At 65.5% G+C, this 25,359-nt stretch carries 19 protein-coding genes and 1 pseudogene; 8 read left to right on the top strand and 12 right to left on the bottom strand.

Features of this window, described 5'->3' with window-relative positions:
- Both NP3_RS07520 and NP3_RS07515 read left to right on the top strand, forming a co-directional pair.
- The coding region (locus NP3_RS07520) for an ATP-binding protein (protein WP_169814457.1) at nucleotides 1-394 on the top strand (394 nt) is incomplete at its 5' end.
- Nucleotides 394-1,299 carry a TAXI family TRAP transporter solute-binding subunit gene (locus NP3_RS07515; RefSeq protein ID WP_063039130.1) on the top strand — a complete coding sequence of 302 codons (906 nt, stop codon included), beginning with the start codon at nucleotides 394-396 and terminating at the stop codon, nucleotides 1,297-1,299. The genes NP3_RS07520 and NP3_RS07515, both read left to right, overlap by 1 nt.
- 3 nt (nucleotides 1,300-1,302) lie before the next feature.
- Here the strand turns inward: NP3_RS07515 and NP3_RS07510 are convergent, their stop codons facing one another.
- Complete coding sequence (locus tag NP3_RS07510; protein WP_174566180.1) at nucleotides 1,303-1,656, bottom strand: metal-sensitive transcriptional regulator; 354 nt, start codon at nucleotides 1,654-1,656, stop codon at nucleotides 1,303-1,305.
- Nucleotides 1,657-2,029: 373 nt separating this feature from the next.
- Between NP3_RS07510 and NP3_RS07505 the strand changes: the two genes are divergently transcribed.
- Nucleotides 2,030-2,839, top strand: a complete 810-nt coding sequence (locus NP3_RS07505; protein WP_063039128.1) for an S-methyl-5'-thioadenosine phosphorylase — start codon at nucleotides 2,030-2,032, stop codon at nucleotides 2,837-2,839.
- Nucleotides 2,840-2,891: 52 nt separating this feature from the next.
- Nucleotides 2,892-3,860, top strand: a pseudogene (locus NP3_RS07500) (NAD-dependent epimerase/dehydratase family protein); the annotation flags it as partial.
- 534 nt (nucleotides 3,861-4,394) lie between these two features.
- Here NP3_RS07500 and NP3_RS07495 read toward each other — a convergent pair.
- Nucleotides 4,395-5,231, bottom strand: coding sequence for an NAD(P)H-binding protein (locus tag NP3_RS07495; protein WP_063039126.1), 837 nt, complete (start codon nucleotides 5,229-5,231; stop codon nucleotides 4,395-4,397).
- A 142-nt stretch (nucleotides 5,232-5,373) separates the two neighbouring features.
- Here NP3_RS07495 and NP3_RS07490 point away from each other — a divergent pair, with 142 nt between their 5' ends.
- The gene (locus tag NP3_RS07490) at nucleotides 5,374-5,934 is read left to right on the top strand and encodes an NADPH-dependent FMN reductase (protein WP_063039124.1); all 561 of its coding nucleotides are present in this window, start codon (nucleotides 5,374-5,376) and stop codon (nucleotides 5,932-5,934) included.
- Nucleotides 5,935-6,218: 284 nt separating this feature from the next.
- On the opposite strand, the gene eccE is transcribed toward NP3_RS07490, so the two are convergent.
- A complete protein-coding gene (eccE, locus tag NP3_RS07485; RefSeq protein WP_063039122.1) occupies nucleotides 6,219-7,868 on the bottom strand; it encodes a type VII secretion protein EccE in 1,650 nt (549 codons plus the stop codon).
- A 112-nt stretch (nucleotides 7,869-7,980) separates the two neighbouring features.
- Here eccE and eccB point away from each other — a divergent pair, with 112 nt between their 5' ends.
- Nucleotides 7,981-9,468, top strand: coding sequence for a type VII secretion protein EccB (eccB, locus tag NP3_RS07480; RefSeq protein ID WP_063039120.1), 1,488 nt, complete (start codon nucleotides 7,981-7,983; stop codon nucleotides 9,466-9,468).
- A 1-nt stretch (nucleotide 9,469) separates the two neighbouring features.
- Here the strand turns inward: eccB and NP3_RS07475 are convergent, their stop codons facing one another.
- From NP3_RS07475 to eccD, 3 genes are read right to left on the bottom strand one after another with little or no spacing between them, the layout of a single operon-like run.
- Complete coding sequence (locus NP3_RS07475) at nucleotides 9,470-10,228, bottom strand: potassium channel family protein (RefSeq protein ID WP_063039118.1); 759 nt, start codon at nucleotides 10,226-10,228, stop codon at nucleotides 9,470-9,472.
- 60 nt (nucleotides 10,229-10,288) lie between these two features.
- Complete coding sequence (mycP, locus tag NP3_RS07470; RefSeq protein WP_245720849.1) at nucleotides 10,289-11,695, bottom strand: type VII secretion-associated serine protease mycosin; 1,407 nt, start codon at nucleotides 11,693-11,695, stop codon at nucleotides 10,289-10,291.
- Nucleotides 11,692-13,158 (bottom strand): type VII secretion integral membrane protein EccD, encoded by a 1,467-nt coding sequence (eccD, locus tag NP3_RS07465; RefSeq protein WP_063039117.1) that lies wholly within the window; start codon nucleotides 13,156-13,158, stop codon nucleotides 11,692-11,694. Before eccD ends, mycP begins: the two co-directional genes overlap by 4 nt.
- Nucleotides 13,159-13,332: 174 nt before the next feature.
- Here eccD and eccCa point away from each other — a divergent pair, with 174 nt between their 5' ends.
- Together eccCa and NP3_RS07455 are read left to right on the top strand one after the other, a co-directional pair.
- Nucleotides 13,333-17,376, top strand: coding sequence for a type VII secretion protein EccCa (gene eccCa / locus NP3_RS07460; protein WP_063039116.1), 4,044 nt, complete (start codon nucleotides 13,333-13,335; stop codon nucleotides 17,374-17,376).
- On the top strand, nucleotides 17,376-18,824 hold the full coding sequence (locus tag NP3_RS07455; RefSeq protein ID WP_063039115.1) for a type VII secretion-associated protein: 1,449 nt from the start codon (nucleotides 17,376-17,378) through the stop codon (nucleotides 18,822-18,824). Before eccCa ends, NP3_RS07455 begins: the two co-directional genes overlap by 1 nt.
- A 94-nt stretch (nucleotides 18,825-18,918) precedes the next feature.
- Here the strand turns inward: NP3_RS07455 and NP3_RS07450 are convergent, their stop codons facing one another.
- The 6 genes from NP3_RS07450 to NP3_RS07425 form a co-directional block, all read right to left on the bottom strand.
- Nucleotides 18,919-19,209: a WXG100 family type VII secretion target gene (locus NP3_RS07450; RefSeq protein ID WP_063039113.1), complete on the bottom strand. Its 291-nt coding sequence runs from the start codon at nucleotides 19,207-19,209 to the stop codon at nucleotides 18,919-18,921.
- 31 nt (nucleotides 19,210-19,240) lie between these two features.
- Nucleotides 19,241-19,576, bottom strand: coding sequence for a WXG100 family type VII secretion target (locus NP3_RS07445; protein WP_063039111.1), 336 nt, complete (start codon nucleotides 19,574-19,576; stop codon nucleotides 19,241-19,243).
- Between the two features lie 357 nt (nucleotides 19,577-19,933).
- Nucleotides 19,934-21,538, bottom strand: a complete 1,605-nt coding sequence (locus NP3_RS07440; RefSeq protein ID WP_063039110.1) for a serine/threonine-protein kinase — start codon at nucleotides 21,536-21,538, stop codon at nucleotides 19,934-19,936.
- A gap of 126 nt (nucleotides 21,539-21,664) precedes the next feature.
- The gene (locus NP3_RS07435; protein ID WP_063039108.1) at nucleotides 21,665-22,882 is read right to left on the bottom strand and encodes a DUF7373 family lipoprotein; all 1,218 of its coding nucleotides are present in this window, start codon (nucleotides 22,880-22,882) and stop codon (nucleotides 21,665-21,667) included.
- A complete protein-coding gene (locus NP3_RS07430) occupies nucleotides 22,879-24,087 on the bottom strand; it encodes a DUF7373 family lipoprotein (RefSeq protein ID WP_063824710.1) in 1,209 nt (402 codons plus the stop codon). The genes NP3_RS07435 and NP3_RS07430 overlap by 4 nt, the downstream gene beginning before the upstream one ends.
- Nucleotides 24,088-24,097: 10 nt before the next feature.
- Complete coding sequence (locus tag NP3_RS07425) at nucleotides 24,098-25,324, bottom strand: DUF7373 family lipoprotein (RefSeq protein ID WP_063039104.1); 1,227 nt, start codon at nucleotides 25,322-25,324, stop codon at nucleotides 24,098-24,100.
- Between the last annotated feature and the right edge of the window lie 35 nt (nucleotides 25,325-25,359).

Below are 25,359 nucleotides of genomic sequence, written 5' to 3'. Positions count from 1 at the left end.
GAGCGCCGGGCAGGAATTGCGAGCGGAACCGCAGGTCGCCGAGGCCGAAGCCGCGGTTTCCGCCGATGTACTCGCCCAGATTCTCGATGTGCCGCTGAGCAATTCGTGCAGCTATGCCGGGCCGGGCACGCAGACCGTCATCGTGGTCGACGTCGAGCCGGGCTGGGTGACGGTGACCGTCCGTGACAATGGCACCGGCGTCGAACCGGCCGAGATCGACAAGCTGACCACCCGGTTCTTCCGCGGCTCCGGTGCGTCGTCCGGCGGCTCCGGCCTCGGGCTCCCGATTGCGACGGCACTGGCCCAAGCGCGCGGCGGGACGTTGTCCGTGCTCCCTGTGCAGCCGCGCGGTCTCGCGATCCAGATCCGGTTGCCGCAGGCGGTGCGGTCGTGATGCGGCGGCGGAAGTTCCTGGCGCTCACCGTCTTCGGTGTCGGGGCCGGTGTTGTCGGATGTGGTCGGAGTCCGGAACTCGTGCGGCTGGCCTCGGGCGAGGTCGGCGGCTTCTATCACGCGTTCGCGGAACTGCTCGCGGCGGTTGCCCGGGAGGAGGGCACGGTACGGATCGAACCGGTGACGACGACCGGCTCGCAGGAAAATCTGGGGATGTTGGCGAACGGGCAGGTCGATGCCGCACTGGCGCTGGCGGATTCGGTGCAGAGTGAGCGGGCTCCGTTGGTGGCGCTCGGTCGGGTGTACGAGAACTATCTGCAGTTGGCCGTGCGGTCGGAAGGGCCGATTCAGCAGGTCACCGATCTGCGCGGGACCCGGGTCAACCTGGGGGCCGCCGGATCCGGTGCGGCGGTGACCGGGGAGCGGCTGCTGTGGGCCGCGGGCGTGAATCCCGTTTCGGATGTGGATATCTCGCATCGACCGCTGCGAGATGCGGTCGCGGGTGTGGAATCCGGTGAGCTGGACGCGCTGCTATGGGCGGGCGGCGTACCGACCGACGCACTCGATGTGCCGCAGCGGTTGCGGCTGGTGGAACTCGGTGAGTTGGCCGCGCCGATGCGGGAGCGCTTCGGACACCTCTACGATCTGGTCGAAATTCCCGCCGACGCCTACGACAGCGGTCGTTCGGTCCGCACGGTCGGCGTCGCGAATCTGCTGCTCGCCGCCCCGACCATGTCCGATGCCGCGGCGGGGGCGATCGTCGATCTGCTGGTTTCCCGAGCGGATCGGTTGGTGCCCGCCGAGGCCGCGGGGACCCAGTTCCTGGATACCCGCTCGCTCATCGGAACCGATGCCGTCCCATTGCATCCGGGTGCGGCCGCGGTGTACCGACGGCGACACGGTTGAGCGTCAGGAACGCACCAGGCGAGCGATGGCGTCGGTGGCCTCTTTGATCTTGGCGTCGGCCTCGGGGCCACCGGCGACCGCGGCGTCCACCACGCAGTGGCTGATGTGGTCCTCCAGCAGACCCATCGCAACGGCCTGCAGTGCCTTCGTCATCGCGGAGACCTGGGTGAGGATATCGATGCAGTATTTCTCTTCCTCGACCATGCGCTGCAGGCCGCGGGCTTGGCCCTCGATCCGGCGCAGGCGCTTGAGGTAGTCGTCCTTGGCGGTGATGTACCCATGGCCGGAATGGTCGTGGGTGCCACCCGCCGAGTCACTGCCTGGCGCGGTGTCATTGTGCGACGGGGTGGATGTCACCGACTGTCTCCTCGCTGCTCACCGGCTTGACCGGCCTGATTAATACCCCCCTAGGGTACAGTGCTGCGAGGACGTTGTCAGGTTACCGCGCTCTGCACCGCGTCTGCCACCGATGTGTGGCCCCTGATGGTCGCCGTCCGCGCACCGCCCGATCACCGCGGCGCCAGGAATTGGATCATCAGCGTCACGCCGACCTGCAGGTAGGGCTGGGGAAAGGAAGAAGCTGGCCTGCACACCGGCGACCGCGATCACGTCGAATGCGCCGACGGTGCGGGGGTGGCGCAGGCTGCCGCGCAATTGCTCGGATCGCTGGGCGTTGGCCGGATGTGGACCCGTCTGGCCGGGAACCGGGGACGAGCGAGAGAATCGGTGCATGAGTTGGGATGTTCGGCCCGCGCTCGCCGTGATCGGCGGTAGTGGCTTCTACGATTTCTTCGATAACGAGGCGACCACCGTCGAGGTCGAGACGCCCTACGGCAAGCCGAGCGCGCCGATCGCGGTCGGCGAGGTGGAGGGTCGTCCGGTGGCCTTCCTGCCCCGGCACGGCAAACAGCACGAATTCGCGCCGCATACGCTGCCTTACCAGGCCAATATGTGGGCGTTGCGTTCGATCGGGGTGCGGCGGATCTTCGCGCCGTGCGCGGTCGGCAGCCTGCGCGCGGATTGGGGGCCGGGGACCGTCGCGGTGCCGGATCAGCTGGTCGACCGGACCTCCGGCCGTCCGCAGACCTACTTCGACGGTGGTGGCGTGCACGTCTCCTTCGCCGACCCGTACTGCGACGAACTGCGCTCCGCGGCAACGAAATCCGCGACGGACGCGCTGCCGATGAAATCCTCGGGCACCATGGTCGTGGTGCAGGGCCCGCGCTTCTCCACCCGGGCCGAGAGCCGCTGGTTCGCCGCGCAGGGCTGGGAACTGGTGAATATGACCGGACATCCCGAGGCGGTGCTCGCCCGGGAACTCGAAATGTGCTATGCCGCAGTCGCTTTGGTGACCGACCTGGATGCGGGGCTGGAGGAGGGCGACGGTGTGCACGCGGTGGACGTCTTCGCCGAATTCAAGAAGAATCTCGGGCCGTTCAAGGAGTTGATCCGGCGCTCGGTTTCGGCGGTCACCGGAATCGACACCTGCGAACGTTGCCGTGTCCATGCCGGAGTGTCGCTGCCGTTCGAACTACCGTGAGTTCGAGCAGCTAGTCAGGTTGGTTCGGAACCGAACGCGGGGTGCGAATGCAATGAGAGTGCTGGTCACCGGGGCAGCCGGGTTCGTCGGGGCACGGTTGCGGCGGGCATTGGCCGCAGCCGGACACGAGGTGGTCGGGGTCGATCTACTCGGGCCGGATGGGGAAGTGCCGGATGGGGTTTCGCGGGTGGACGTGCGCGATGCCGATGCGCTCGAGCCTTTGCTGCGCGGTATCGATACCGTTTGTCACCTCGCCGCCGTCACCTCCGGGCCGGAGTCGGCGGTGTTCGCCGCGCACAATGATCTCGGGACGGCGGTCCTGCTCGATGTGATGGGTCGGGCGAAGGTGCGTCATCTGGTGCTCGCGTCATCCATCGTGGTGTACGGCGAGGGCCGCTATCGCGGGATGAACAGCGGGCCGATCTATCCCGGATTGCGGCGGCGGGCCGATCTCGATCGCGGCATGTTCGACCACCTGGCGCCGCGTACCGGGGAGTTGCTCATCTGGGAGCCGGTCACCGAGGATGCGCCGTTGCGTCCGCGCGGCTTCTACGGTGCCAGCAAGTTGGCGCAGGAAAACTACGCGCTCGCTTGGGGTTTGGCCAACGGTGCCGCCGTCACGGCATTGCGCTACCACAACGGATACGGCGAAGGCGCGCGATCCGGCTTCATCGGAAACTTCCTCGCCGCACTCGATCAGGGCCGCCCGCCATTGGTCGACGAGGACGGCGGACAGGTCAGGGATGTGGTGCACGTCGACGACATCGTGGCCGCCACCGTGGCCGCCGTCGACCGTCGCCCACCCGGCTTCGTTCCCCTCAACATCGCCTCCGGCCACCCCATCACCATGTGGGAAGTCGCGTCGATCATGGCCAAAGCCCGCGGCGGCCCGGCCCCAGTGGTAACCGGCCGTTACCTCCTCGCAGACGCCCGCCACCTCGCCGCCGACCCCGAACGAGCCAGGCGCACACTTGGTTTCACCGCCAGAATCCCACCCATACACGGTCTCGCCGAACTCGCCGCCCCCGCGGTCGAGACCACCACACCCCAACGGGAACCCGCTCCACTTCACGTGCGAGCCGCGCCGCCGCCGACCGCACCCCAGCATCAGGTGCACCCGGAGACACGGCCCGCCGCGCCGATCGCGCGGCCCGGCTCCCGCCCGGATGCTCCGGTGCCGAACGTGAATGCGCCCCGGCCGGAGCCGATGATCCATGCCGGACCAAATACGCGGACGCCTGCCCCCCAACCGGAGTCGGCGAAACCGGAGGCCGGGGCGGGCTCGCCGATCTGAAGACGGTCGCGCCCCGTCAGAGCGTTTCCCGGTGCATGGCGGCAACAGCCCGGATGCGGATAGGCGCAGCAGTCGGGCAGCCGCGTGCTCGCGGCGAAGCATGACCTTCGGCTGGGCGCGCCGCGTTCGAGTGAGCGCGCCACGTCTACTCGCGGAATGCGCTTTCTCGAGCGCGCGGCGTTCGTCCCTGCTGCCGCGAGGTCACCCAGTTGGTACGCGTCGTTCGGGCTGGCCTGTCTTCAGTGGGTCTGTCGTCACAGATCACGCCTCAGCGAAGGCGTCGGCGTGTGCGTAGGCCCACTGGTCGAAGGTGCGCGGTTCTCGGCCGGTCACTTCCTGCACGGTGGGGTAGACCTGGGATTCGTCGAGGGTGCCGTCGACGAAGAAGCTCCAGAATGCGCCGACGTAGTGCTGCGGCATGGAGGCCTCGAGTTCGGCCCGTGTCTCCGCATTCGTCAAGCCCTGGCAGACAAGTGGCCGGTTGAGCACGTCGGCCAGCACCGCGATCTGATCGGCTGGCACGAGCGCTCGCGGTCCGGTCAGCTCGAGGACTCGCCCGGCCAGTCCGCCGCCGGTCAGGGCGACCGCCGCGACGGCCGCGATATCGGCGGGATCGATTGCGGCGACCGGTACATCGGGGAACTGGGCGCGGATGACATCACCCTGTTCGAGTTGCGGCAACCAGCGCAGCGCATTCGACATGAACGAGCGCGGGCGCAGAAAGGTCCACGCGAGGCCGGATTCGCGCACGTCCCGCTCGGCCTGCGTCATATACGCGGAGACCGCGTTGTTCATATCCTCGAGCGCCGCCGAACCGCCGGAAAGCAGCACGATGTGCTGGACGCCCGCCTTCTTCGCGCGGGCGAGCAGGTCGGGGGTGTCGGCGTAGCCCGGCAGCAGGAACATTCCGGTGGCCCCGTCCAGGGCTTCGGTCAGGCTTTCCGGCTGGTTCAGATCGCCCGCCACGGCCTCGACACCGGCGGGCAGCTGTGCCCGCGCGGGATCGCGGACCAATGCGCGCACGGCAGCACCGGAATTACTCAGTGCCGCAACCAGTTCCGTGCCGATATTGCCGGTCGCGCCGGTCACCAGGATCATGTCGTCTCCTCCAGAGTCGCACCGGGTTGCCCCGTCAATCATGCGGAATCACCGAGCCGCGCGTCGAGGCGATCCCGAGAATAAATCGAGATCGCCGCACAGCTTCGACCGTACCGTCGGCACACCGAGTTAGGCTCGCGCGGTGGATACTCCGCTACGGCTAGAGGTCATCGTGGCCAGCACGCGCCCGGAGCGATTCGCTCCGGTGGTCGCCGACTGGTTCCTGCGCACGGTGCGGGCGACCCCCGAATTCGACACCGGCGTCATCGATCTCATAACCACTCCGCTGCCGACCGACCTGACCTGCACGGCCGAGGTCGAGGCCTATCGCCGACGCCTGGCCGACGCCGACGCCTTCGTCGCCATCACCTCCGAGTACAACCACGGCTACCCGGCGTCCCTGAAAACCGCCTTCGACAATGCGAAACACGAATGGCGCGCCAAACCCATCGGCTTCGTCTCCTACGGCGGCCTCTCCGGCGGCCTGCGCGCGGTCGAACAACTCCGCCAGGTAGTCGCGGAAATCCACATGGTCTCCATCCGCGAAACCGTCAGCTTCCACCAGGCCAAAAGGCGATTCGACGAATCAGGCGACACCCAGGACGGCGCCGCAATAGACGCCGCCGACCGCCTGATCCGCCAATTGGCCTGGTGGGCAAGAACTCTCCGCACCGCCCGCACCACAAACCCCTACCCAGGCTGACCACCCAGGAGCGGAACCCATCGAGGGCAGTCGAATGGTGGTTCGACGCGCCGACTATTATCACCATTTCACTACCCACGCCAAAAAGCTTGGAACGCAACCACAGCCAGATGATTGCGCTGCCTACGGGGCTGCTGTAAGTCGGGTACGGCACACGACGTACCCAGCACTGCCCGGCAAACCTACTGGCCGGAAGCCGATGCTGAGGTCACCGGAACGCTGGGCTGTGGGTGCCCGCCCACAGGACCTACCGCAGCTTCAATGCCGCGCACCGAAACGAGCGGCTACTGCGGACTTCCCGCCATGGCCCGCCGCCCGCGCGGATGCCCGATATACGTCGCCTCACGCGGAATCGACACCAACGTCAGATCGACCTGAGCGGTCCCGGTCCGCAGCACCACATGGTTTCCGATGGCCCCCGGCTGATGGATCGACAGGTCCGGCCGAGTCGCGGGCCACCCCATCGGATCTCCGGTCACATAGATCGTCGTTACACCGGCGTGCGGCGCTGGTGCCAGCACACCGTCGACCACCGTCGCGGTGAACCCGGCATCGGATTGATGCGTCTCCACCGCGATCTGCAGCCGCTCCGGATTCCCGATGGTCGTCACCAGGTTCTCCCAGGCATGCGTTCGATCGGTACGGATCAGGATGCGTTCACCGACCGCCAACGCGCGGAACACCAGCTGCTGAGCCAGATACAACTCACCGGCCACATACACCGTGGAAATACCGGTACCGACAATGCGGACCGCGACCCCCTGCCCCTCGTCATCGGAGCCGATCAGCTGACCGCAACCCGACGACGGCAGATGCAGCGCACCGATCACATCGATCGGGTACTCCGTCACCGGAACCGCGTCGTCGAGATCCGGAATGGCCAGTGGGAGATGCGCGAGCAGACCATCGCGCTGCCGCCCGTTCATCGAGATCAGACCCTTGAGCTTCGTCCGCTCCGGCAGTTCCCGCGTGGTCAGCCGCCAAGCCGCACCGATGCTCACCGATTCCGCCGAGCTACCCGGACGCAGCCGCACCGCGACGGTCGTACCGCGCGACGGCGCGACCCACAGCTGCGAGAGCAGATCCGAACCGAGCCGCTTCGGGTCGACCGCACTACCGATGTTCACACTGTTGCCGATCTCGGCATTCCGCCAGCGATGCGTCAGCGTGCGCGGATCGAAGCCCTGCGTGACCTGCAGAACCGCCTTGCGGATCTCGGGTGCGGTAAGGATGCGGGCACTGCAGTCCGCGTCTTCCAGGGTGCGCATAATGCGTTGCGTCGCAATGGTTACCGCGCGTGACGCGCCCTCGCTGCCGCCACCGCGCCGGGCCGCGGCCTCCGGGCACGCGATCGCGTCGAAGCTGATGGCGAGCCACACGTTCCGGTGTGCGGTCGCGGGCAGCGGTCCCAGTAGCGATTCGTAGATCTTGCCCGCGGGCGTACCGGAGCGACTGCGGTGACCGTGGCTGATGATGTCGATACCGCTGAGCAGAATATCGTGCTGGTTCAGGCATTTCGCCAATTCCGGCAGCGGCAGCAGATGCGAGGCGTGCACGGTGGTACGAGCGATCCGGGTCAGCCCGCCCTTGGGGGCCAGCACCTCGACGACGGTGACAACCCGGCTGCCGTCCCAGTACAGCCCGAGCGAGCGACCGTCCGAGCCGCGGTAGTCGACGGTATCGCCGAGCTCGTAATCACCGTGGGTGAGGTAGCGCCACCAGGTGGCGATCCAATCCAGGATGGTGCGTTTGGCAATCGGGATCAGCGGCAGCAGTCCGGCGACTACCGCGACGCCCAACGCGGGCCACGCGCCGAGCCCGGCCAACAGGGCGAGCAGTCCGGCGACGAGCCCGATCACCTGTGCGATCAACAGATTCCGCAGTGAGATGCGCCCGAGCAGCGGGCGTGGTCCCGCGCCGGCTTGTTCGGCCATCGTCGTCCCCCAAGTACCCGGTATCGGCCGTATCGCAGCGGCCGAGCTGAACAATAGTCCTCGGGAACTGTACTGTGTTCCGCGAACGCGAGCATTGTTCGGGGAGGGAAACATGCCTTCAAAACCCACTACACGGTGGCAGGTGAGCGGTTACCGCTTCCTGGTCCGCCGGATGGAACACGCGCTGGTGCGCCGGGATGTGCGCATGCTGCACGATCCGATGCGCTCCCAGTCCCGCGCCTACGCGGCCGGATTGATCATGGCGATCGTGGTGCTGGCCGGTTGCGGCGTGCTCGCACTGCTGCGTCCGCAGGACAAGATCGGCAGCAACAAGATCCTGATCGGCAAGGAATCCGGCGCCGTCTACGTGGTGATCAACGATGTGGTGCATCCGACGCTGAATCTCGCATCGGCCCGGTTGGCCGCGGGATCGCCGGAAAAGGCCGTCATCGTCAAGGAATCCGAGATCGGCAAGAAGGCGCGGGGCCAGCTGATCGGCATTCCGGGCGCACCCTCCTCGCTGCGCTTCGACAAGGACGGCAAGGGCCGGATCTGGACTGTCTGCGACCAGATGAAGGTGGACGGCAGCAGGGATCTCACGACCTCGGTGCTCGCTGGAAGTCTCTCGCTCGGTGAGAAGGCTTCGGTCATGGGTAGGGATCGGGCGTTGCTGGTGCAGGGCAAGGACTCGGCGTATCTGGTCTACGAGGGCAAGCGCGCCCGCGTCGACCTCAAGGACCGCGCGGTCACCGACGCATTGAAGATCACCGGCGCGACCGCACGGCCGATCGGTGAGGGCCTGCTCAATACGATTCCCGAAGTGCTGCCGATCATTCCGCCCAAGATCGATAATCCGGGCGGCCCGGTGAGCTACTCGGTCGGCAACCACCGCATCGGCGAAGTGGTGCATGTGCCCGCACAGCCCAATACGGAATACGTTGTGCTGCAAGATGGTCTGCAGCAGATCTCGTCGGTGACCGCCGAGATCATCCGCGGCCGATACCGCTCGACGTCGGGCAATGACGTCGTCGATCAAACCGACAAGACCTATGCGCCGGTGTCGAATGCACTGCTGGTCGAAGCGTATCCGCAGGTCGTACCGTCCATCGTCGACTACAAGGACCAGCCGGTCAGCTGCCTGTCCTGGAAACCGCTGGCCGCTGCCGCGGACAACAAGGACGGCGGCAATCGCGCCGAACTGACCGTGCTCACCGGTGTGGCTCTGCCGATTCCGGATAAAGCCAAAGTCGTGCCGTTGGCTCAAGCGGACGGTACCGGCCCCAACGCCGACTCGGTCTACATCCCGCCGGGCACCGGCGCCTTCGTCCAGACCACCGGTATCGAACCCGACAGCCGCCGCAAGGACAGCAAGTTCTACATCGCCGACACCGGCGTCCGCTACGGCATCAAGGACTCCGACGCGGAAAAGGCGCTCGGCATGGATTCGGATTCGGGCACCAAGGCCGAACCGGCACCGTGGCCGATCGTCGGCCTGCTCGCAGCCGGTCCAAGCCTGTCCCGCGCGGACGCCATGGTCGCCCACGACGGCGTCTCCGCAGACCCGTCACCCTCGAAATCACCTGTCGCCTCGGCGAATTGAGCTAGTTCTCGGCCATCGTGGCCGCGCGCAACTCGGCGACTTCGCTTCGTAGCGCACGGATTTCGTCGACCAGCATCGCGATCTCCACTTCGGTGCGGTCGGCGGTCACCTCGACGGACTTCAGCTGGTCCATCACCCAGCTGGTCGTGGTGCCGATGGCGAAGCTGATCAGGCCGATGCCGAGCGTCATCAGGATCAGTGCGATCATGCGGCCCTGTACGGTCACCGGATACACATCGCCGTAGCCGACCGTGGTCACCGACACCATGGACCACCACAAGGCATCGCCGAAGTTGTGGATCTTGCTGTCGGGCGCGCCGTATTCGGCATCGAAGAAGGCCAGACTGCACAGCACCAGCGTGAGTGCCGAACTCGTGCCGACGAATATGGCGAGGCGAGCGCGCGTCACCCGATTGCGGTTGAGCTGATCGAGCACCAACAATGCCGCGCGCAGTAACCGCACCGGACGAAACGGCGGCAGCAGCACGATCAACAGCTCCAGCGGATGCGTGCGCACGAATCGCCAGCGATTGGTGGACAGCCAGGTCCGGATGCCGAAGTCCGCGACGAATGCCGCCCAGATCATGATGTCGACCCGTTCGAGCCAGGCATCGAGTCGCGGTGACGCTCCGGTATCCAGCACATGCCAGGCGTAGACACCGATGAAGAGCACGGCGAGCACCAGCATCGGGATGCCGCTCGCGCGTTCCCAGGCTTGTCTACGGCTCGGTTGCCCGCCGTCGTGTTGTGCTACGTGCATGGGAACTACCTGTATCGATCGGGTGCGACACCCTATGTACCGCCGTTTGCCACGAAGACGCTACATATCGTCCGACTTGACGCCGAACCGGCGGCGGATCGGGAAGGAGGCGAGGTAGCCGAGCACCAAGGCGGTTCCGATTATCCCGGTGCCGATCAGCGCGACATCGCGGGCCCGATTGTCCGGCGGCGGAGCCGGTTTCGGCACCGCGAGCTGGGCGCTCTTGGCCGGGCTCGGCCGCTTGGGCGGCAGCGGCGTGCTGCTCACCTCATCGGTCAGCGCCGCGACCGGATCGACCGCGCCGTAGCCGATATACGGACTCCACCCCTCGGCGGGCGCGTGCGCGGTGGCCTGCATCCGCTTGACCACATCCAACGCACTCATATCTGGAAAGCGGGCCCGTACCAGCGCGACCACACCGGATACCAGTGGCGTCGCGAAGCTCGTACCGCTCATCGCCTGCTGCTGCCCTTGCTGATTCACGGTGCCGGTCGCGGTCCCGGTACCGCGCGGGTCGAGCGAAACCATATTCTCGCCCGGCGCGGCCACACTCACCCATGGCCCGGGCACCGTGAACTTCGACGGCGCGCCGTTCGAATCGATCGAGCCCACCGAGAGCACATAGTCGTCCCAGCGCGCCGGGCTCACATTGACCTTGACATTGCTCCACGGATCGGCGGACGGATTCAGCGGATCGATGATCTGCTGTTCGGTCTTGCACGAGCCGTCCTGGTTTCCGGCCGCCACGACCACGACCACGTTCTTCTCCAGCGTCGCGTATCGCACTGCCGCGCCGATGGATCCGTCGACGTCATTGGACGAGCCGCACCACACCTCGGAGATATTGATGACGCTCACGTTCGCATCGGCCGCGCGCCGGATCGCCGAGGCCATGGTGGCCAGATTGCCGTAGCCCTCGGGCAGGTCGTCGGGATTGCGCTCCCTGGACCGGCCTTCCTTTTGATACATCTTGCTGGTCTGACGGATGGTCATGATGCGTGCTTCCGGCGCGACACCGGAGAATCCTTGGCCGTCGATCTTCGAGGCGGCGATCAGGCCCGCGACAAAAGTGCCGTGCCCATCGCAGTCCTCGGTGCCGTCGCCCGAGTTCGCCACGAAGTCGCCACCGGCAATCAGTCCCGGCAACCGGGGATGCCGCGCGACGCCGGTATCGATGACCGCGACGGTCTGGCCCTCACCCTTGGAGAACCGCCACGCGCTGTCCAGATCGAGGGAGCGCTGCGCGGTGGGAATCGTCGCGCCCTCACCGCCGGACACCGTATTCGAGCAATCGGAATTCGCTGGCCGCTCGGTCTTTTCGGGTGGTGCGGCCGGATCGCCAGCGGGCAGCAGACCCGGATTCACCGCGGGCGGGTGATCCGCGGTAGCCGCACCGGCCCCCAGCCCGAGCGACGCGCTCAGGCCCAACGCCACGGCTGCCGCCGCGACGCGCAGCTGCCTGTTCACAGCCCGCGAACGAGCGAGTAGAGCGAGGCCACCCAGAACACCAGCGGCAGCACGGCGGCCACGAACGCGTACTCGAGCAATTCGACGCCACGGCGCATCGGCGGTGTCGCGGACTGGTTCGGAATGATGATGCCGAGAATCAGCGCGGCGACCAGCACCACCATCGCCGCACCGAAGACGGCCAGCGGCTGTTCCATGCCGACGGCGACGCCGACCATCATGATCAGCACGATCGACGCGCCGCCCGCGATCAGCACCACGGCCTGTTCGGCACCCGCGTAGGTCCGGCTGCGGAACATCAGCACCACGGCGGTCACCAGCGCCAGCGCGATACCCGGCCAATACGGATCCTGCGCGCCGGGGTCGGTGCCCGCCAACGCACCCGCCACAGAAAGCAGTGTGGTCGCCGAGACGAGTCCGGCCAGGTACATCCGGGCCCGTTCCGACTTCACCCGCAGCGCGTCCATGGTCGGCAGCGCGCGGTGATCGTCCGGATCGTCCTCGGTCGGGTCGATCGGGGTGCCGGGGGAGGGCACCGGCGGCAGCGGAAGGCTGGCCAGCAGCATCGAAACCCGCGGCGCGAGCGAAAGACCCGCGAGTCCGACCGCGGCGACGACGGCGCCGATGGCCTTCTCCGGCTGGTCGGTGAGCACGCCGACCAGCGCGGCGGGGACCGCGTACACCGCGAGCGTTGCCGCGCCGATGAACAGCGCGAGCCCGACGCCGGTGACGCGCCACGCGAGAACCGCTGTCGCGCCGACCAATACCGAACCGAGCAGCAGATGCGCCCAGCCGTAATCGTCGGGCACGTAAAGCATTCCGGCGGTGAACGCGGCGGGCAGCGCACAGCCGCCGAGCACCAGCGCGGTCGAGATGTCGCCGTACATCCTGCTGAGCACCATGCCCGCGACCACCAGCAGAATCGCCACGGTCAACCCGAGCGAACCGCTGATCCAGCCCGGCAGTGCGTCTTTGGACAGCAGAAGACCGAGGCAGCCGACGATCATGGTCAGCGCTGCGAGCACCGAACCGGTGATCCGCGCGACCTTCGGGGTCCAGCTGCGGTAGTGATCGGCGTCGGCGATCGCGACGTTGTACATGATGTCGTCGAACAGCGGCGTCGGCGCGGTATGCGAGGCACTCTCCAACATGAGCAACTCGCCGTCGCGCACACCGTGCTCACCAAGGCTCAGCGAATTGGAGAAGGGCGGATGGCCGATCCTGGCCAGCACCCATTCGGCGGGCTCGAAGCGCTCCCCCTCATTGTCGAAATCGTTGGTGCGGCTGTGTTGAGCGACCATATCGACGACACTCGGGATCACCAGCGCGACCGGCACATCGACCGGAATCGCCATGTCCACCTGGGTGTGCTTCGCGAGAATCGTGACCCGGGCAAGGTCGGGCGCACGGACGATGCCGCGCGAGGATTCTTCGTCGATGTGGTCAAGTCGCGCGTGCGTCAAGCTTCCCCCAACTCGGTCTCTACCTCGTATTTCCGCGTCCCGTGAGCGAGGGGGCCAAGCTTGCGAACCCACCGTTCGGGCAGCAGAATGCTGGTCGAACTGTACGACATGTCAGCTGTGGCCTCTACACTGAGGCCGAAAAAGCGCAGCTTGCGAAGAGGGGGATCTCGTCCGATGAGTACCGTCCGGTTCCAGCGGCGCGCGCGTCGCGAGATGCCGCGCTCGCCAGGTGGCGAGGTCACGCTGCAGCCGCCGCCTGAAATCCCAAGGGTGACACCGGGCAGCCTGGTATCGAAGCTGATGCCGGTCGTGATGGTCGTCGGCATGGTCGGCATGATGGCGCTGATGTTCACCCAGGGCGGCAGCAGCATCACGTCGAACCCGATGAGCATGATGTTCCCGATGATGATGGTCGTCTCCATGGTCGGCATGTTCGCCGGTCAGGGCGGCGGCAAGGGGCAGAAGGCGGCCGAGGCGAACGAGGACCGCAAGGACTATCTGCGCTACCTCGATCAGGTCCGCAAGGACGTCGACCAAACCGCCACGCAGCAGCGCGCTTCCGTCGAATGGAGCCATCCGGAGCCGGCTCTGATCTGGATGCTGGCCGGAACTTCCCGCATGTGGGAACGCCGCGCCGGGGACAAAGACTTCTGCCACGCCCGCATCGGCACCGGCGGACAGCGCCTGGCCACCCGTCTGGTCGCGCCGGAGACCGGTCCGGTCGAGGAATTGGAGCCGATCGCGGCGGTTTCGCTGCGTCGCTTCGTGCGCGCGCACTCCACCGTTCCGGATCTGCCGACCGCGATCGCGGTCAAGGGCTTCGCGACCATCGCACTGGACGGCGACCGCGCCGAGGCGCGCGATATGACCCGAGCAATGCTGTTGCAGCTGTGCATGTTCCAGGCGCCGGACCAGGTGCTCATCGCCGTCGTCTGCGGCCCGGACACCGCCCGCGAATGGGAGTGGACCAAGTGGCTACCGCACACCCAGCATCCGGACGCGCAGGACGGCATCGGCACCCAGCGCATGTTCTACGGTTCGATCCGGGAGGCCACCGCGGGCCTGCATCCGTTGCTGGCCAACCGCGTTCGCTACTCCCGTAACCAGCCGGCCAACGCCAACCTGGTGCATATCGTCATTGTCGTCGACGGCGGTCTGCTCGAGGCCGAAGAAGACCAACTTCGCGAATCCGGTTACGAGGGCGTGACCATCATCGACTTGTGCGGCTACGCGCCGCGTTTGGCGGTTTCGCGCGGCATCAAGATGGTCGTCGAGAACGGTGAATGCGTCGGTCGCGGCGCTACTGGCAACCAGGAGCGTTTCGCGCTGATCGACCGGATCAGCCCGCAGCAGGCCCAGCAGGTCGCGCGCCGACTCGCGCCGTACCGCGCCGCGACCCAGCGCAGCAGCGATGTCGAACACGATGACGCCGAAGTGATCTCGACCTGGACCCAGCTGATGAAGCTCGGCGATATCGGCACATTCAATCCCGAGCACGCCTGGCGTCCCCGATACGGCCGCGAGCGGCTGCGCGTGCCCTTCGGTGTCGGCGCGGACGGTGCGCCCATCGAACTCGATATCAAGGAAGCCGCCGAAAGCGGTATGGGCCCGCACGGATTGTGCATCGGCGCAACCGGTTCCGGTAAGTCGGAATTCCTGCGCACCCTGGTGCTCAGCTTGCTGGCGACCCATTCGCCGGACCAGCTGAACCTGGTGCTCGTCGACTTCAAGGGTGGTGCGACCTTCCTCGGCTTGGACGGCGTACCGCACGTCGCGGCCGTCATCACCAACCTCGAAGAGGAAGCCGACCTCGTCGACCGTATGCGCGACGCCCTGGCCGGTGAGATGAACCGCCGCCAGGAAGTACTGCGCCAGGCGGGCAACTTCGCCAACGTCTCCGAATACGAGAAGGCGCGCGCCGCGGGCGCCGATCTGGACCCGCTGCCCGCACTGTTCGTGGTGCTCGACGAGTTCTCCGAATTGCTCACCCAGCACCCGGATTTCGCCGAACTGTTCGTGATGATCGGCCGCCTCGGCCGCTCGCTGCACGTGCACCTGCTGCTGGCCTCGCAGCGCCTCGAAGAAGGCAAGCTGAAGGGGCTGGAGAGCCACCTCTCCTACCGCATCGGTCTGAAGACCTTCTCCGCCAACGAATCCCGACAGGTCCTCGGCGTCCCCGACGCCTACAACCTGCCCGGCGTCCCCGGCGGTGGTTACCTCAAGTCCGACTCCGGTGAGATCCAGCGCTTCCAGGCCTCCTACGTCTCCGGCCCCTACGTCGGCGGCGGCTCCCAGCGGGAGGTCACCCAGGCCGGTGTCGCGGGCGGCGAAATCGACATCAAGGCACGCCCTTTCACCGCCACCCACGTCGACTTCCGCACCATCGACCGGGTCCCGCTGCCGTCCGAGCCGTCGCACGATCCCGAACCGCAGTCCGACGACGGCGAACAAATCTCCAATCTCAATATGCTGGCCTCCCGCATCACCGGCCACGGCCGCCCGGCCCACGAGATCTGGCTCCCGCCCTTGGAAGAGGCCCCCACCCTCGACCAACTCATCCCACGCAGTGTGCTCACCGGCGAATACTCCGCCGTCGCCACCCTGCGCGCGCCCATGGGCATCGTCGACCGCCCCTACGACCAGCGCCGCGACCCCTTCGTCGTGGACCTGTCGGGTTCGCGAGGCAATGTCGCGGTCGTCGGTGGCCCGCAGTCGGGCAAGTCGACGGCTCTGCGCACCATGATCATGGCTCTGTCCCTTACCCACACCGCCGAACAGGTGCAGTTCTACTGCCTCGACTTCGGTGGCGGCACCCTGGCCAGCCTCGAAGCCCTGCCGCACGTGGGCTCGGTGGCCAGCCGTCTCGACGAGGACAAGGTCCGCCGCACCATCGCCGAGATGACCACCATCGTCCGCCAGCGCGAGGCTCGGTTCCGTCAACTCGGCATCGAGTCGATGACCGAATTCCGTCGCCTGCGCGCCATGGATCCGGCCAGCAGTCCCGGTGCAGCCGGTGCGCACGAGGACCCCTTCGGCGATGTCTTCCTGGTCATCGACGGCTTCGGCTCCATCCGCCAGGACTTCGACCCCCTCGAGCAGCCCATCATGAATCTCGCGGTGCAGGGCCTGTCCTACGGCGTCCACGTGGTCATCGCCCTCGCGCGCTGGGCCGAGGCACGCCCCGCTCTGAAAGACCAGATCGGCACCCGCATCGAGCTCCGCCTCGGTGACCCCATGGACTCCGATCTCGGCCGCAAGTTCGCTTCGCTTGTGCCGCAGGGCCGTCCGGGACGCGGTATGACGCCCGAGTGCCTGCACATGCTGACCGGTCTGCCGCGCATCGATGGAAGCGCGGATCAGGACAACCTCGGCCAGGCCGTCGCCGATGCGGTGGCGACCATCGCCCGGCTGACCCCGGGCCGCCCCGCGCCCGCGGCCAGGATGCTGCCGGAACTGCTGCCGCGCGAGCAGTTGCTGCAGCTCGCGGGCAACTGGCCGTCGCAGGTCGACCCGGACGTCAAGTGCATGCGAATTCCGCTCGGTATCAACGAGTCCGAGCTGGCCCCGGTCTATCTCGACTTCAACGAGAGCCCGCACTTCATCGTCCTCGGTGATACCGAGAGCGGTAAGACGACATTGCTCCGGACGATCATCGAGAGCATCGCGGCGTCGAATACCCCGGATCAGGCGCGTTTCATCCTCGGCGACTACCGACGGTCGATGCTGGGACTCGTGCCAGACGGATACCTCGCCGGATACGGTTCCACCGCACCGCAGTTCACCCAGAACATGGCCGATCTCGCCGCCTATGTCGCGCAGCGGACGCCGGGACCCGACGTCACGCCACAGCAGTTGCGCGACCGCTCGTGGTGGCGTGGTCCGGAGCTGTACGTCATCGTCGACGACTACGACCTGGTCGCCTCCTCCAGCGGCAATCCGGTGTCGGCACTGGTCGACCACCTGCCGCATGCGCGTGATCTCGGTTTCCATGTGATCATCGCGCGGCGCTCCGGCGGTGCCAGCCGGGCCATGTACGAGGCGACGGTGGCGCGCATGAAGGATCTCGGTTCGGCCGCTCTGGTCATGAGCTGTAATAAGGACGAGGGCGTGCTGTTCGGCACCACCCGCCCCGGTATCAAACCGCCTGGGCGTGGCACATACGTCACGCGCAATACCGAGGGCTTGATTCAGCTGGCCTGGATGCCACCGGCCGAGTGATGTCGAACGTCGATCTGGTGGTGACCGACACCCGAATATGGGCGCGCGGTCCGGCCACACATTGGGATGTGCCGCCGTCGGTGGTGCTCGGCAGCAACGGCGATCTCGTTGTCGGCGAGCCACTTACGCCGCCGACACAGGTCAGCTCAGCCGTCCAGTACATCGCGGCGGATCGGATCGCCTTGCTGCCGCGCGTGCCGAGTCTCGCCGAGGCGATGGGCTCGGTAGTCGGCACCGTAATGCGCAACCTAGGTGTCCCGGTTCCGTGTGCGCAGCTCACCGTCGTATGTCCGACCGAATGGGGTGGTCGTCGGCGAGCGGTATTCGCCGAGGCCGCCCGCCGCTTCGCCGCGGATGTGGTGTTCGAGGACATGGCGATTCGCGCGGTGATCGCCGATGTCGGCACCGCCCGCAGCCGTCGCACGGTCGTCTTGGAATGCGGCCCGCTCTCGACCACCGCGACCGCGGTGGTGCGCAGCCATCAGGGTATTCGAATCGAATCGTGTGAACACGAACCGAATCTCGCGGTCGCCGATGTCGATCCGGAGTCGAGTGGCTTCTACGATCTGTGCGAGCTCATCGATCGCGTGCTCGCGGGTCAGCCAGCCGATTTTGTTCAGGCCGTCGGAGTTTCCGATTCGGCGAAGCTGGACCTGATTCGTTCGGCGGTGCAACAGGTCTGCACACAGGCGATCGAAGTGCGTCCGATCGCGGGCGCGGATCTGATGCGCGGACCACAGCAGGAACCGGAATATCAGCCCGAAGTCGCGCCGTTGCCGACCACCGAGTGGATGCAGCCGCTGCGTCAGCGGGCCGCGGCCATGCAGCCACCCGGCCGAAATACCAAGGCCTATGCGATCGCTGGTATTGCCGGAGTGCTGGTGGTCGCCGCGGTGGCCGCCGGTGCCATATTCGCATTCGGCGGCTCGGACGATACTCCTGCGGCTTCGGCGGCGAGCACATCAGCGGCCGCAGGCACGACCGCACAGTCGCCGGTCACCCAATCGCCGACGACCTCGAAGCCGTCATCGGAAACCGTTGGACGCGTACGCTTTCAGATCCCGTCCGGGTGGCGCCTGACGCAGGCCATCGATCCAGCCAAATCGCGAGTCGACCTCGTCCCGTCGGACGGAACCCGTGCCCGCATCACCCTGATCCAGACCCCGGTCGCCCCGGGTACCGGATACGAGCAGGTCGCCGCCAATCTCGAAACTCAGATGAAGCAGCAGCCCAACGGCAAGCTGAGCGATCTGAAGCGCGACGTGGTCTTCGGCGGTAAGTCCGGGCTCGCCTACACCGAACAGCCAGGCGACGGCTCAACGGTGAGCTGGCACGTCCTGGTCGAGCACGGACTTCAGGTCAGCACCGGATGCCAGTACCTCGGTGGCACCGACTCGATCAAACAACCCTGCGAGCAGTTCGCGGCCTCGCTACAGGTCAATCCCTGAATGGTGTTGTCCCAGTATGGTTTCGCTGCACTCAGCGCATAAATAAATTCGAGCCCCCGGCAATCGCCGGGGGCTCGAATTGTCCGAGTTCGACTCAGAAGATGTTCGACAGGGCGACGTCGGTGCCCTGCAGCTCCGAGTTGCCCTTGTCGATGAGCTGGCCGGCACCCTGCAGGGTGGTGTTCAGCTGGATGGTCATCTGGTTCCAGTTGGCCTGGAACTGGCCGAATGCCTCGTTCGCGGAACCCGAGCCGTACGTGGTGATGTACTCCTCGACTTTCTTGTGGAAGGACTCGAGCTCGGTCTGAATGTCCCCGGCACGCTTGACGATCTGCCGAGCGCCTTCTGCGACGCCGTCGAAATTGGCGGAGATGGTCTGGCTCATGGAAGTCTCCTTGGGAGTAAGTCGGGAATGATTAGACGGCAGGGAGATCCAGGCTGGAAACCTGAGCATTCACCTTGCTGGAGAACTCGTCGTCCTGATCCTGGAACGAGGTGCCCATCTTGACGAGCTTCTCAGCGGTCTCCGCCAGCTTGTCGTTCATCTTGTCGGCCTGGTAGTAGTAGCGCTCCATGAACGCGTTGAACGCGTCACGGGCCGCGCCCTGCCAGTTGGCACCGTTCGTCACGTTGTCTTCGTCGGTCTTCAGCTGCCTGATGGCGGCCATCAGGCTGTCGTGCTGCTCCTGGAACTCCTTGGCCTTTTGGCGGATGAGTTCGGGACTCGCTTCGAGCTTGCCGGTGTTAGCCACTGTGGCTCCTCCTGGTTCTACTGATGGTCAAACATTGCAGGTGCCAGCTGACCTGTTCATATGGTTGGACGCTTCATAGGCTCGATCGGTTCCATTCAGTTTTCGGAAAACCTGTTGGGCTCCTGTGCGTCCCGTCGCCTGCGCGTTATCGACTGGTACACCGTGATTGGAGGCTGCATGGACTCCCCCTGAACGTCTCATATCGCGGTGCCGCAACATCGGTCGCTGCCAGCGTTCCCCTCCTTCCCCCTTCGCTCGCTTTTCCACCTGAACTGGCTAGTGGGCTGGCTGCGAACACCCTACCGAACGGCCCGGCGTCACGTCTACCGCGCGGCCGACGAACACCGAGGCAGCGTGCTACTTCGTAACGACTTTGGCGATGGTCGGGACCATCTTGTCGGCCAACAGATTCGTCGACTGGTCGGTCCATACCTGGAAGGCCTGTACGGTCGCCGGGTCGTCCACCACCACCACTTTGGCCGAACTGGTCAGGATCGCGCCCGGCAGGCCACGCAGCCCACCGTTGCCCGCCTCGCTGTCGGATCGCAGCACGATGACGATATCGGTGTCGATATCTGTCGAGTAGCTGCTGGCCGACAGCTGTCGCGGTGATTTCTCATCTCCGACGGCCTTGTACTTGCTGCTGTACCGGAAACCGATGTCCTGCAGGAATTTCGACTGTGCGCTCGGATTCAGCGCTACCGAAAGCGTGGCATTGCCGTAATTGAAGGCCGTCACGGTCTTCCCGTCGAATTGCGGATAGTCGTTACGGACCTGGGCCAATTTGTCTCGGCTGCCCGCGTCGTTTGTCCCGCCGTCGCGAGTGAAGAAGAAGGTGCCCGCCGCGACGGCCGCGGCGACCACCAAGCCGATGATGGCGGGCACAAGGAAACGGCGTGCGCCGGACCGGTTGTTTCCGTTGCCATTTCGCTGGGTCGCGATGAGGCTCTGATCGGTGTTTTCACGTCCGAGCGGCCTGTACCCGGTGTTCGTGGCGTAGGTCGGGATGCCCGAATCGGTGCCGTATCCCGGGATCGGCGTATTGGGATTCGTGCCGTACCCGGGGATCGGTGTGCGGACGTCTGTCGAGTACCCGGCTTCGGGTGCACGGAACTGATTGCCGTACAGCGCGGCCTCGGCCGCTTGGGTGAACTCGCGGCACGTCGCATAGCGCTGTGCCGGATCTTTGGCCATCACCTTCTCGATCACCGCGTCCAGCGCGGGCGGCAGGCCGGGCCGGACCGCGCTCAGCTTCGGTGGCGGCTCGTGCAGATGGCCCATCATGACCACGGCCGGCATGGTCGACGGGTAGGGGTTCTGGCCCGTCAAGAGCTTGAAGAAGGAGCAGCCGAGGCTGTAGATGTCGGCGCGGTGGTCGAGGCTGGTTCCGACCAACTGTTCGGGCGGGGCATAGGCCACAGTGGCCATGAAATTGCCTGTGGCCGTGAGGTCTTGGCCGTCCTCGGCGGATTTGGCGACACCGAAATCGGTGAGCAGCACCCGCTCCTCATCGCCCTCCTCGGCCGCGGAGAGCAGGAAGTTGGCCGGTTTCACATCGCGATGCAGCAGTCCGCGCCGGTGCGCGTAATCGAGCCCCTTACCCACCTCGGAGACGATGCGCAGCGCCCGCTGCGGCGTCATCACCGTCGGCCCCTTCCTGGCCTCGTCCGAGGCATCGACGCCATCGACGTATTGCATGGCGATCCACAACTGCCCGGCTTCTTCACCGCGGTTGTAGACGGCGACGATATTCGGATGATCGAGTCCGGCAGCGAGATTCGCCTCGCGCTCGAAGCGGGCCCGGAACTCGTCATCGGTGGACAGATCGGCGCTGAGGACCTTCAGCGCATCGCGGCGCGGCAGAATGGGATTCTGCGCCAGGTAGACGGTGCCCATGCCGCCGCTGCCGAGAACCTGCAGTACCCGGTAGCCGCCTACGATTGCGCCGGGCCGCAACGCCATTCGGTCCTCCTCAACGATGTCGAACGCCCGGACTGCGAGCCTTCGGGAAAATCTAGCAAGTCGACGGTGGGTATTCGACTCGCATCTCGTCATGTACACACTGGTGGGCACGTTATGCCCGGCCGCTCAACGCGCGCTTGACAATAGCTTGTATTGGGCCGCCGCCCTTTGATACATGTCCTGGACGTTGCTGCCGTGGATTTGGGCGACATACCGGTCGATGGGGACCAAGCACATCGGTGGGTAGGACCATGAGGCGGTGCCCGCCTTGGTATCGAAACAGTGGGCGGTCGGCAGATTGGGCGGGCTGTCGATCTTGTCGTACTTCGCGGCGACCTGGGTCTCTATCGCTGCCAGCAACCTGGTCGCGCCGGCCGCATCGCGGGTGCGATAGATGTGGGCGCCGCCCACGGCGACATAGTCGACCCCCGCGTCGTCGAATGCGGCCTTCGCCAGATTCGGATAGTTCTCCGGATGCAGGGCGGCCTGCTTCGGATAGACAGCGGACGGATTGGACCCGTCGACCGGCATATTGTCCTTTTCGAGTGGGAGTGTCCGACTGAGCAAACCATCGACATCGAGCGGCAGCGCCGCGATCTGGTCTGCTGGGGTCGGCGCATAGTTTTTCAGCATCTCGATCTGCTTGTCGAACGCTCGCCTGGTGATATCGGCGAGCGGAACAGGGTCGAAGGGAGTGCTGATCGGATCGTCGATCCGCACGTGCAGGACCAGGTCGCCCTTGGTGAGCCAGGTGTACATCGCGGGCGTGCCGAGTTCGGTCTTGGCACGGTAAGTGGTCCGTGCGGCCGGATAGCCGGGTATCTGGAGAGCTTCCCCGACCGAGCGATCCGCCAGGGTTCGAGCGGCCGCGGCGGCTTGGTCGGCGTTCGAAAACCGAAGCGTGTATATCGCCACCGAGCGACCGATATCGAACTCCTCGCGCCGCTGTCCGTATGTGTACCAGCCGACCACCAGCCCGGGCGCGACCGAGTTGAAATCTTCGCCGTTCACACCAGATCCACTGAACGACGGCGAAAACTTCGACGAAAACCAGCGGTTGAAGTACTGATGCGGTTCGAAGATGAATCGATTGTCGACATCCATGACGAGCGGCATGGCATTGCCGATCCGGATCGCCTCCCGGAGTACGGCCGCTTCGTAGTTTCTGGTCTGCTCGATATCTGCGGGTGTGGTCGGGTAGTTTCCGGTATCCAACTTGCTGATATCGATAGCGGGTGTGTTCGGTCCGGCAGTGTCGGAGTCACTGCCGCATGCGCTCGTCGCGAGCAGCAGTGCGAATGCCGTGGCAAAGGCTCGGTGGCGTAGGCGCATTGATTCGCTCACTCACTTTTCGCAAGGATCGAGTACTGCGCCGCGGCGCGTTCCTGTAGTCGCAGATCTACCCGCGTGGTCGAGGGCGTCGATGATTCGACAACCGCGACATAGCGTCCGTACACGATCGCGCAGAAGCTGTTGAACAGCCGATTCGAATCCGTGGCGTTGAGCCGGAGGCAGCGCACGTCAGGTAGACCGGGTGGTGGATCGACGATCTCGTCGTCCTTGCCGGGCTTGGTCAATGCGGTCTGCAATCTGAAAGCGCCCGCGAGATCGCGAGTTCGATAGACGGTACCCGCTCGTCTTCCGACGAGATCTACACCGCTGTCCTCCATGGCCTTTCGGACCTCGATCGGGTTCCGTTGGAAATGCAGTATTCCCGATGGCTGATAGGGGCCGAAGTCGGCGATGCCGAAGAAGGGATCGCTGAAATCCTTTGCGCGCGGCGCGGCCCGGCGCATGATGCCGTCGGGGTCGATCGGAAGATCGAGCACATCATCGAGCGGAATGGGTTGCTGCCTGTCCAATTGAGCGATCTGCAGATCGATGGCCTTCTTGACGCGGTCGGCGAGGCCGTCCCTATTCGGCTGCGGCAGTGCGGCATTGGTCAGGATGAGATAGGGGCCGTGCGACTGAAACGCGGTGACCGTCAGATCATCGGGCGACGAGGCCCGCGCATCCGGGTAGCCGGTGATCTGGATGTCGTGGCGCTCGCGCTGTTCCCTGGTGATCCGATCGAATTCGGCTGCGGCGCCTGTGCTGTCGGCGGCGGTGGGAAAGCGCAGGATGGCCATGATCAGTCGTTTCATGCTGCGCAGACTGCCATTGGTCCTGGATACATAGGCGCCCGCGATGAGGTCGTACTTATCGGTGACGGGTTTATAGAACTCGGGCAGGGCTCCGTCCGCGGTCATGCTGTAGGGATCCGCCATCAGCTTGGTGTATCCGATGTCGGTGAGATCGCTGTCCACGTCGAACGGGTGCACGAGGTAGTTCAACATGCGGCGCGCTTCGATCAACCGCACGTCCTTCTTGCCGTCGCTGAGATGCAGTTGGTAGTCGGACGGTTCGGTGGCCAGCGCTCCGGTCTTCAGATTGCGTAGCTCGACCGGTGTCAGACCCGGTTGCGGACTTCCGGTGATCGAGGTCGAACAGCCCGTCGCCACGGTGAGTGCCAAGGCCAATGCGGCGCCTGCCCACAGTCTCTTGCTCACGCGATCACCCTCACACGCTGGTCAACAAGGCGTATTGCGCCGACACCTTCTGATGGAGATCCTGCAACTGCTTTCCGAATGCCTGCACGGTGTACCGGTCGACTTGGAAGACACAGATATTCATGGAGACGGTTTGCTTATCGCCGGATCCGACCAGATCCGCATAACATTCGGTGTTCTCGCCGAGTCCGGAAGGCGCTTCGACCATCTTCTTGTTCGCCGCCAGGTTCTTGGAAGGCTGCCATTCCTGCCAGAGCGCCTCCGCGCCCTTGGCGGTCTTGCTGCGAAAGACCGCCGCATCGCCGAAGGAGACCAGATCGACCTCGCCCTTCTCCAGTGTCCCCATCGTGGTCGGCTTGGAATTCAACAGAGTCAGCATGCCGCGGCCCTCGTATAAGCCGTCCGGTTCGCCGCGCAACGGTTGCTCCGGGTTGCTCGGGATCGTCCGCCCCAGGAGTCCGGGCGGATCGAGCGGTATGTGCGAGAGCTCGTTGGCCGGTGTCGGGTGGAACTTGTCGAGCAGCGGAACTTGCATATCCAGCATCCGCTCGACCTGTGATGTCAATGCGGGGAGGTCGGGTGCGGAGGTGTCGTCCACAACCTTGATGAAGATGACGTACCGGTCGTGCACGGTCCAGGAGCCGATGGACGAGATATCCGGTCGCCAGTGCGCGGTTGTGTTGGCGTGCTTGGTAATCGGAACCGGTTGATTGTCGCGGTTATAGGTGAAGTCGTCGTGCTCGAGCATCGGGCCGACCGTCGTCGCGGTCTGCGCATCCGGGAACATCAATACCGCGACGTTCAGGGTCCGCCGTTTGTCCTCCGGCGCGCCACCGGTGGACCAGGCATTGACCCAACCCGCGGTCAGATCTTTGGCCACCTCGTCGAAAGTGTCGTTGATAACCAGGTTGCCCAGGGTTTTTCGGTTGAGCACGATGTGCGAGCGAATGCTCCATACGTCTTCGATGTACGAGGGATCGGCTTCATAGGGCAAGGCGACGTAATCGGCGAGGCGCTGTGCCTCGCGCGCGCGAGCCTGCTTGTCGCTCTTGGCATTACCGATTGTGCGCGGTTTGGTCTGGTAGTTGCCGACATCGAGCTTCGACACATCGGTTTGAACCCGCGTCGCGGTACCGGGCACCTCGGTGCCGCAACCGACAGCGCCCAGCGCCAGGACGCCGACCGCGAGCAGAGTCCAGGTCGCCCGAACCGGCGCCGATTTCACTGCGAGCTTCAACGCCCTCCCCTTCGTTCGCGTGGTTCCCGCGGGAT

The organism is Nocardia pseudovaccinii NBRC 100343, assembly GCF_001613225.1.
GTDB lineage: Bacteria > Actinomycetota > Actinomycetes > Mycobacteriales > Mycobacteriaceae > Nocardia > Nocardia pseudovaccinii.
The sequence above is the reverse complement of the archived record's forward strand: the minus strand, read 5'-3'. Positions and strand labels throughout refer to the sequence as shown.